The organism is Mesorhizobium sp. M7A.F.Ca.CA.001.04.2.1 (genome assembly GCF_003998485.1).
Classification (GTDB): Bacteria; Pseudomonadota; Alphaproteobacteria; order Rhizobiales; family Rhizobiaceae; genus Mesorhizobium; species Mesorhizobium ciceri.
Genome location: NZ_RZQT01000196.1, coordinates 1 through 8,616, shown reverse-complemented (window position 1 = coordinate 8,616; position 8,616 = coordinate 1). Strand labels below are relative to the sequence as shown.

Genomic DNA, 8,616 nt, shown 5'->3' with positions numbered 1-8,616 from the left:
GGCTGTCACGGCGGTATTTGCCGGACAGCAATCCGCCGGCAAGCGGGCTCCAGACCAGAACGCCCAGCCCCTGGTCGACGGAAATCGGCAGCAGTTCGTACTCCGCTTCGCGCGCTTCCAGCGTGTAGTGGATCTGCTGCGTGATGAAGCGCGGCTGATGACGGCTGTCGCTGATGCCGAGCGCCTTCATCACCTGCCAGCCGGAATAGTTGGAGCAGCCGACATAGCGGATCTTGCCCTGGGCAACCAGCGTGTCGAGCGCGCCGATGGTTTCCTCCAGCGGCGTCACGCCATCCCATTCGTGCAGGAAATAGATGTCGATGACGTCGGTCTTGAGCCGCTTCAGGCTCTTCTCGCATTCCCGGATCAGGTGATGGCGCGACAGGCCTTCATCGTTTGGACCTTTGCCGATCCGCATCCGTGCCTTGGAGGCGATCAGCACGTCGCCCTTGCGCTTGCCGCCGAGCGCTTCGCCGATGATTTCTTCGGAAATGCCGTTCGAATAGACATTGGCGGTGTCGATGACATTGATGCCGGCGTCGATACAGAGATCGATCATCCGGCGCGCTTCGTCGAGATCGGTCTTGCCGACCGCCGAAAAAGCTCCGGCGCCGCCGAACGTCATGGTCCCCATGGTCAGTGTCGAAACTTTCAGGCCGGAACGGCCGAGAGTGCGGTATTCCATGTCGGTCCTCGCGATTACGTTGGAAAAAGGCTGGGGGGCGCCCGAAAGTGGCCGCTATTTGTAGGACAATTTGGGTGACGTGTCTCCATGCCAGCGCGGCGGATCGATCATGCCTGGCTGGATCGACAGCGGCGGTAACCATGCTCGCGCTGCAATAAAACCGTCATTGCAGGCCTATATGGAAGTCGGCTCAGGTGTTGCCGTTCCCGGGCTGTAGGCCGGGAGTTTGGGGCGCCGGACGTGGATCGACAGAGCTTGCAAGTGGAGCAGCCGATAATGACCGAGCTAAAACAGAATTCTCCGGCCAGGGATTGGCTTGAAGCCGAGCTCGCCGACACGCTTGACGAAGACTATGAGCTCGAAATGTCGGAGCCGGCGCTGTCGATGGAGATCGCCAAGATCTACAAGAACTCGCATCCGCCTTCGATCGATCGCATGCAGTATTTTCGCGACCTGATCACCCTGCAGTCCGAATTGATCAAGCTGCAGTCCTGGGTCGCCCACCACAAGAAGAAGCTGGTGGTAATCTTCGAGGGACGCGATTCGGCCGGCAAGGGCGGTGTCATCAAACGCATCACCCAGCGCCTCAACCCGCGCATCTGCCGTGTCGTCGCACTGCCGGCGCCGACGGAGCGCGAAAAGTCGCAATGGTATTTCCAGCGCTATGTCCCGCATCTGCCGGCCGGCGGCGAGATCGTGCTGTTCGACCGCTCATGGTACAACCGCTCGGGCGTCGAGCGGGTGATGGGCTTTGCCCAGCCCGATCAGGTCGAAGAATTCTTCCACGACGTGCCGGAATTCGAGCGCATGCTGGTCCGCTCGGGCATCACCGTGGTCAAATACTGGTTCTCGATCACCGACGAGGAACAGCAGATGCGCTTCCTGATGCGCATCCACGATCCGATGAAACAGTGGAAACTGTCGCCGATGGACCTGCAGTCGCGCGTGCGCTGGGAGCAGTACACCAAGGCCAAGGAAGAGACCTTCGCCCGCACCAACATCCCGGAAGCGCCCTGGTTCATCGTCGAGGGCAACGATAAGAAACGCGCGCGGCTGAACTGCATCGACCATCTGCTCAAGCAGCTGCCTTACGAGGAAGTGCCGCACGAGGAGATCACTTTGCCGGAGCGCGTCTTCAACCCCGAATACGAACGCCAGGTGCTGCCGCGCGAGCTCTACGTACCGGAAAAGTATTGAGGCAGACGAAGCTGCGATCTCCCCCACGCGGGGGGAGATTGGCTCTCCACCTACGCCCGCTTGATCACCACATGCGTCGCGAGCGGGGTCGCCACCTGCTCGCTGCAGACATAGCCGAGCTTGAGCATGTCCAGGCCGGCAAAAAGGTTCTCGCCCGTGCCCAGCAGCACCGGCGCGATCGCCAGATGCATCTCGTCGATCAGTTTTTCCTGCAGATATTGCCGTATGGTGGCGACGCCGCCGCCGACCCGCACATCCTTGCCGCCAGCGGCAGCCTTGGCCTGTTCAAGAGCTGAATGGATGCCGTCGATGACGAAGTGGAAAGTGGTGCCGCCCTCCATCGTGATCGGTTCCCGCTTGTGATGGGTCAGCACGAAAACCGGCACATGATAGGGCGGGTTGTCGCCCCACCAGCCTTTCCAGCTGTCGTCAGGCCATTCGCCGCGGATCGGTCCGAACATGTTGCGGCCGAGGATCCAGGCGCCGACATTTTCGAAGCTGCGCGCCGCGAACGCCTCGTTGACGTCGGTGGTGCCGCCATCTTGTCCGAGCACCATCTCGCGGAAGGTGCGGGTGTCGACAAACCACTTGTGCAAGGATTCCCCACCGACGCCGAGCGGATTTTGCAGATCCTGATCGGGACCGGCGCCATAGCCGTCGAGCGATAGGGTGAAAGCGTTGACGCGAAGTTTGGACATGCGAGCCTCCTCGATAACCGATTGTGTTTTGCAAGCAGTTGTTTTGTAGCAAACCGATTGTGAATTGCAAGCGGTATTTTCAAGCTCAAACGAAGCCCACGCAACGGTCAAGTGGCCCTCGCTATGGATTCCCCGGCCAAGAGCCGGAAATTGGTATGGATGTCGAAGCGGATTGGCCGACATTGCTCGCCGCGACCGGCCGTCGTCGCGAAGAGAAATTACCCCTTCAGCATCTCCGCCACTTCGGGTGCGAAATAGGTCAGGATGCCGTCGCAGCCGGCGCGCTTGAAGGCGAGCAGCGATTCCAGCATTGCCTTCTCGCCGTCGATCCAGCCATTGGCGCCTGCCGCCTTGATCATCGAATATTCGCCTGACACCTGGTAGGCGAAGGTCGGCATCTGGAACTCGTCCTTCAGCCGCCGGATGATGTCGAGATAGGGCAGGCCGGGCTTGACCATCAGCATGTCGGCGCCCTCGGCGATGTCCTGTTCGGCCTCTCTCACCGCCTCGTCCGAATTGGCATGGTCGATGTAATAGGTCTTCTTGTCGCCCTTGAGCAGACCGGCGGTGCCCACCGCCTCGCGATAGGGTCCGTAGAAGGCCGAGGCGAATTTGGTCGCATAGGACATGATCGCCACGTCCTGAAAACCATTGGCATCGAGCGCGTCGCGGATGGCGCCGATACGGCCGTCCATCATGTCGGACGGTGCGATGATGTCGGCGCCGGCGGCCGCCTGTATGACTGCAGCGGCGGTCACCTGTTCCACTGTCTCGTCGTTGACGATGATGCCGTCGCGCAGGATGCCGTCATGGCCGTGGCTGGTGAATGGGTCGAGCGCTGCGTCGGTGATGATGCCGATCTGCGGTACCGCATCCTTGATCGCGCGGGTGGCGCGGTTGATCACATTGTCGGGATCGAGGATGTGCGAGCCGGTCTGGTCGCGCAGCGAGATGTCCACATTGGGGAAGGTGGCGAGGGCGGGAATGCCGAGTTTTGCCGCGCGCTCTGCCTCCTTGACGGCGAGATCGATCGACAGGCGGAAGACGCCGGGCATGGCGGCGATCGGCTCGCGGATACCCTTGCCCTCGACGACGAAGATCGGCCAGATCAAATCGTCGACCGTGAGCCGGTTCTCCTGCACCAGACGGCGCGACCAGTCGGCCTTGCGCATGCGGCGCAGACGGCGGCTGCCGGTGATCTCGTCGACGCCGCGCGCTCCGGCGGGCTTTGCGGGGGTGAATTTGTTCATCGCCAGTACTCTCGTTCGGGCAGGCTTTTACCACGAGCTCCCGCCGCTGACCAATGCGGCACGATTGTGCCAGCGACCGGGTCGAGGCCTATTCGGGTTGCCCATTGCCTGACAGAATCTGTGCCGCGCCCCTGATGGCGACACGGAAAGCCTCGTCGAAGCCGACACCGCGCACCTGCCAGATGTAGGTCTTGCCGGCCATGGCCAGCCGCCAGTCGGCGATCCAGCCCAGTTCCTTGTCGCTCCAGACGAGACTGCCGTAAAGCGCCTGGTCGGCGCCGGCCTTCTTCGCCAGTGTGTCGAGCTTCGTCATCTCGGCATTGCGAAGCGCCTGATCGTCCAATCCGGCCTGCGACAGCTGCGCCACCGTGGGAAAAGTCACCTGCATGGCCAGCGGTACGGCGGCATTGCCGAACGATTCGCGCATCAGCATGCCACGGTCGTCCTCGGCATCGAGCGCGTAATGCGTTGTTCCGCGCTCGGTCGCCAAAAACACCGCCAGCCGTGGCCGCCCGGTCAGCCACGGCCTGCTGCCGAGCGAAGCCAACACCGGGTCGATGTCAGCAGGCTTGTACTGGCAGTAGAGATTATGAGGCCGATCGTACGTGCCCTGGTCGTCATGGTTGGGAATGCCTTCCATGCGGTCGCGATACTGGAAACTGGCGACGAAGGTGCCGGCTTTGTCGCGCAATGCCGTCATTTCAGGTTTCGCCGGCAGGCGCTGATCGCCGGAAACCCGCACCAGAACCGCGTCGAGGCAGCGCTTGAAGCCGGACTGGCGGTTCTTCTCGTACTTGCCGTTGACGATGGTCTGCGAGCTGTAGAGGTCTTCCAAAGTCCCCGCCATGACCGGGAGAACAGCCAAGCAGAGGCTCAGCCCGATTGCCACCGGCGCAAGGTGCGAAAATCGAGTCATAAACAATCGTCCCGTTCGAAGACCCACCAGGTACGCTGCAATGAACTCTACCCAGTTTTCCGTATTGCAGCTCCATTTTTAGCACTGGCTCCTGGTCCGGGCCAGAGCTTGCACCGGTGTCCTCGCCATTGACGCACCCATGCGCCACGCTTTAGCACTTCAGTCCCGGCGGCCGGGAGAGGGATTCTTTCACGATGGATTTTGGCGGAGGCGACGAGATCCGCTTCGAACATCTGGGCCGGGCCGGCGTCGTCACCTTGACGCGGCCGCAGGCCCTCAATGCCTTGACGCACCGCATGATCGGGGCGCTCGACGCCGCTCTTTCCGCCTGGGAGGCCGACCAGGGCATCGACGTCATCGTCGTCAAGGCAGAGGGCAGGGCCTTTTCGGCCGGCGGCGATATCCTGCATGTCTATGAGACAGGTCGGGCGGGAAAACCGCCGGTCGAGTTCTTCGCCGACGAATACCGGCTCAACGCCCGCATCAACAGCTACAAGAAGCCCTATGTCGCCCTGATCGACGGTATCGTCATGGGTGGCGGCGTCGGCATCTCCTTCCACGGCTCGCACCGGGTGATGACCGAGAATGCCCAGTTTGCCATGCCGGAAGTCGGCATCGGCTTCTTTCCGGATGTTGGCGCCAGCCACCTGCTGCCCGATCTCGGCGGCTCCTTCGGCATGTATCTGGCGCTGACCGGCAATCGCATTCGATATGGCGATGCGCTGTGGTCTGGGCTGGCCACCCATACCATCAAGGCCGAGGACCAGGCTGGCTTCCTCGACCGGCTGGCGTTGACCGGCGATCCGGAATCGGTGCTGCGCGGCTTCTTCGTGCAGGCAAGGCGAGAAACCGACAGGCCGACGCTGGAGGCGATTGTCCGTCATTTTTCGCAACCGTCCCTGAACCGCGTCATCGACAGCCTCGAGCGTGCGGCCGCCGCCGATGAGTTCGCGGCAAAGACGCTGGCGACGATCCGCACCCGCTCGCCGACCAGCCTGCGCGTCGCCTGGCGGCAGATCAGCGCCGGACTGACGCTGTCCATGGAAGCCTGCATGAAGATGGAGTTCCGCATCCTCAACCGGATGCTCGCCGGCCATGATTTCTACGAAGGCATCCGCGCTGCCATCATCGACAAGGGCTCGAAGCCGCAATGGCGGCCGGCAAGCCTCGCAGCGGTCAGCGAAGCGGATGTCGACGCCTATTTCGCTCCGCTCGGCGAACGGGAACTCCTGATATGAGCGAGGTGACCTCAAGGCGCATCGTTCTGCAGCCCTCGGGGGTGGAGGTGATCTTCGCCTGGTTCCAGCGCGTCATATCGGGCTACTGCCTGCTGTTCGGCATTCTCTACTGGATCAAGCTGATCGGCTTTTATCCGGGCACACTGTGGCGTTTCGACCTGATGCCCGTGCACTGGCAGGTCGCGGCGGTGGTGCTCGCCGTGTTCTTTCCCTTTGCCGCTGCCGGCCTGTGGATGCTGGCGTCCTGGGGCCCGGTGATATGGTTCATTTGCGCGGTGACCGAGACGGTCATGTACGCCGGCTTTCCCGAGTTGTTCGGCCACCGCTTGCTGATTGTCGTCTCGCATGCGGCGGTGGCGGTGCTCTACGTCGTCTTTCGCGTCGTCATCTACCTGCAGAAGCGCCCGGTCCGCCACTAAGCCGTTGAACCCATTGGCGGCCCGGCTGTCGCCTCGAATGAGCCCTGCAATCGTTGCCGAAATCTTTAGGTTAATTATCCTTGCTCGGGTGACCGTTCGTTAAGCCTCTTCCGAAACCTCTTACCGGTAAGCTCTTGTTAGCCCTAGCGTTTAAGTCGAATTTTATGAGTATTCGATAGTGTCGCGATCAAGGTGAAAAACAAAAAATCACCAGGGCGACAAACGAGAGGCAAAGACAATGATCAATTCGCGTCCGGCGGCGAAGACCGCCAACGTATCCGACGATCGCCGTGAGGCTATCCGTTCCCTGTACATGGAATCGCTGCAGCTTGTTGAACGGCTGCACCGCCGCCTGCTTGATGTGATCAAAGACGAATTCGACCGCAACGGCCGTTCCGACATCAATGCCATCCAGGCACTGCTGCTGTTCAACATCGGCAATTCCGAACTGACCGCGGGCGAGCTGCGCTCGCGTGGCTACTATCTCGGCTCGAACGTCTCCTACAATCTGAAGAAGCTGGTCGATCTCGGCTTCATCAACCATCAGCGCTCGCGCATCGACCGCCGTTCGGTCCGTGTCTCGCTGACGCCGAAGGGCAATGAGGTGGCCGAGGTCGTCGCCGGCCTCTATGAGCGTCATGTCGGCTCGATCGAACAGGTCGGCGGCATCAACACCGATGAGTTCAAGCAGATGAACCGCGCTTTGCAGCGGCTCGACCGCTTCTGGAACGACACCATCGCCTACCGGATGTAAGGATGTAAGACATCCGCCGCATCGGATCCGGCCCGCGCCACAGAAGCGCGGCCGAAATATCGACCTTCAGTCAGGGCCGGTGCCGAGAGGCATCGGCCTTTCTTTGATTTGGCTGGTCATTGCACCGCGTGGTCGATCGCCGATCGATACCCAAAAAGCACGGTCCGTTCTTTTCGGAATGCTGGCCGGTCGGATTTGGCCGCAAGGCCACGTTGCCGCCATATTCCAATGGAACCGAGAATGGCAGTGATGCTGTGGTGAAGGCCATGCGTTCACCCGCAGCCCGTATCGCGCCTGTGCATTGTCACACCAAGCTGATACGGACCATGGTTGGCTAATTGTTAAGATTGCCAATTTTACAGTGCGGGCGAGATCGCCCGGTGATCAACGCAGCAAGTGATCGAACTGCTACCAATGTCTGGAACGTCCATGAAAACCAGCCGTCGTTTTTTCCTGTCCGGAGCCTCCGCGCTCGCAGCCGCGGTGGTCGCCGGCGGCGCCAATGCGCAGGATGTGATCGGTGATATCCTGAAATCCTCGGCGCGCGGCAATTGGGACGACCAGTTCGACGCCCGCGCCAGCGAGGGTGGCAAGGTGGCTTCGACGCTGCCGATCTTCAGCCCGCAGACCGTTGCCTTCACGGAACAGGCGGTCGGGCAATACCAGAACATTGTCGGGCAGGGTGGCTGGGTCGAGGTTCCCGCGACCAAGAAGCTGCAGCTTGGCGTCGATGATCCCGATGTGGTGCCGTTGCGCAAGCGGCTGATGGTTTCCGGCGACCTGTCGCAGAGCGCCGGCATTTCGACGGCTTTCGATTCCTATGTCGACTCGGCAGTCAAGCGCTTCCAACTGCGTCACGGCCTGCCGGCTGATGGCTCGATGGGCAAATACACCTATGCGGCGATGAACGTTTCGGCGCAGATCCGGCTTGGCCAGTTGCAGACCAATCTGCAGCGGCTGCGCGAGAAGGCCGGCACGCTGGGCAGCCGCTACGTGCTGGTCGACATTCCGGCAGCCCAGGTCGAAGCGGTCGAGAACGACCGCGTCGTGCTTCGCCACACCGCGATCGTCGGCAAGATCGATCGCCAGACGCCGATCGTCAATTCCAAGATCACCGAGATCATCGTCAATCCATACTGGAACGCGCCGGTCTCGATCGTGCGCAAGGACATCATTCCGCTGATGCGGAAAAATCCCGATTATCTCAAGAACAGCCACATCCGCCTGTTCGCGCCCGATGGCAGCGAAGTCGATCCGATGAATGTCGACTGGTCGACCGACGACGCCGCCAAGTACCGGTTCCGTCAGGATCCCGGCTCGGAAAACGCCATGGCTTCGGTGAAGATCAATTTCCCGAGCCCTGATGGCGTCTACATGCACGACACGCCGCAGCAGAGCCTGTTCGGCAAGATGTTGCGTTTCGATTCCTCGGGCTGCGTGCGCGTGCAGAATGTGCGCG

At 61.3% G+C, this 8,616-nt stretch carries 9 protein-coding genes; 5 read left to right on the top strand and 4 right to left on the bottom strand.

Annotation, left to right across the window (positions count from 1 at the left end; all coding sequences use genetic code 11):
- On the bottom strand, positions 1 to 685 hold a 685-nt coding region (locus tag EN955_RS32415), incomplete at its 3' end, for an aldo/keto reductase (protein ID WP_164753282.1).
- A gap of 276 nt (positions 686 to 961) precedes the next feature.
- On the opposite strand from EN955_RS32415, the gene ppk2 reads away from it, so the two are divergent.
- A complete protein-coding gene (gene ppk2, locus EN955_RS32410; protein WP_013532260.1) occupies positions 962 to 1,882 on the top strand; it encodes a polyphosphate kinase 2 in 921 nt (306 codons plus the stop codon).
- A 50-nt stretch (positions 1,883 to 1,932) separates the two neighbouring features.
- On the opposite strand, the gene EN955_RS32405 is transcribed toward ppk2, so the two are convergent.
- From EN955_RS32405 to EN955_RS32395, 3 genes are all read right to left on the bottom strand, one after another.
- The gene (locus tag EN955_RS32405) at positions 1,933 to 2,580 is read right to left on the bottom strand and encodes a dihydrofolate reductase family protein (RefSeq protein WP_024504686.1); all 648 of its coding nucleotides are present in this window, start codon (positions 2,578 to 2,580) and stop codon (positions 1,933 to 1,935) included.
- 218 nt (positions 2,581 to 2,798) lie between these two features.
- The gene (gene hemB, locus EN955_RS32400) at positions 2,799 to 3,830 is read right to left on the bottom strand and encodes a porphobilinogen synthase (RefSeq protein ID WP_013532258.1); all 1,032 of its coding nucleotides are present in this window, start codon (positions 3,828 to 3,830) and stop codon (positions 2,799 to 2,801) included.
- 88 nt (positions 3,831 to 3,918) lie between these two features.
- Positions 3,919 to 4,695 (bottom strand): DUF2066 domain-containing protein, encoded by a 777-nt coding sequence (locus EN955_RS32395; protein WP_245265382.1) that lies wholly within the window; start codon positions 4,693 to 4,695, stop codon positions 3,919 to 3,921.
- Between the two features lie 245 nt (positions 4,696 to 4,940).
- Between EN955_RS32395 and EN955_RS32390 the strand changes: the two genes are divergently transcribed.
- The 4 genes from EN955_RS32390 to EN955_RS32375 all read left to right on the top strand — a co-directional run.
- On the top strand, positions 4,941 to 5,984 hold the full coding sequence (locus EN955_RS32390) for an enoyl-CoA hydratase/isomerase family protein (protein WP_013532256.1): 1,044 nt from the start codon (positions 4,941 to 4,943) through the stop codon (positions 5,982 to 5,984).
- Entirely contained in the window at positions 5,981 to 6,403 is a 423-nt protein-coding gene (locus EN955_RS32385) for a DUF6163 family protein (RefSeq protein ID WP_024504684.1), read from the top strand. The genes EN955_RS32390 and EN955_RS32385 overlap by 4 nt, the downstream gene beginning before the upstream one ends.
- Before the next feature lie 238 nt (positions 6,404 to 6,641).
- A complete protein-coding gene (locus EN955_RS32380) occupies positions 6,642 to 7,157 on the top strand; it encodes a winged helix DNA-binding protein (protein ID WP_008875359.1) in 516 nt (171 codons plus the stop codon).
- Positions 7,158 to 7,586: 429 nt separating this feature from the next.
- The coding region (locus tag EN955_RS32375) for a L,D-transpeptidase family protein (RefSeq protein ID WP_127223536.1) at positions 7,587 to 8,616 on the top strand (1,030 nt) is incomplete at its 3' end.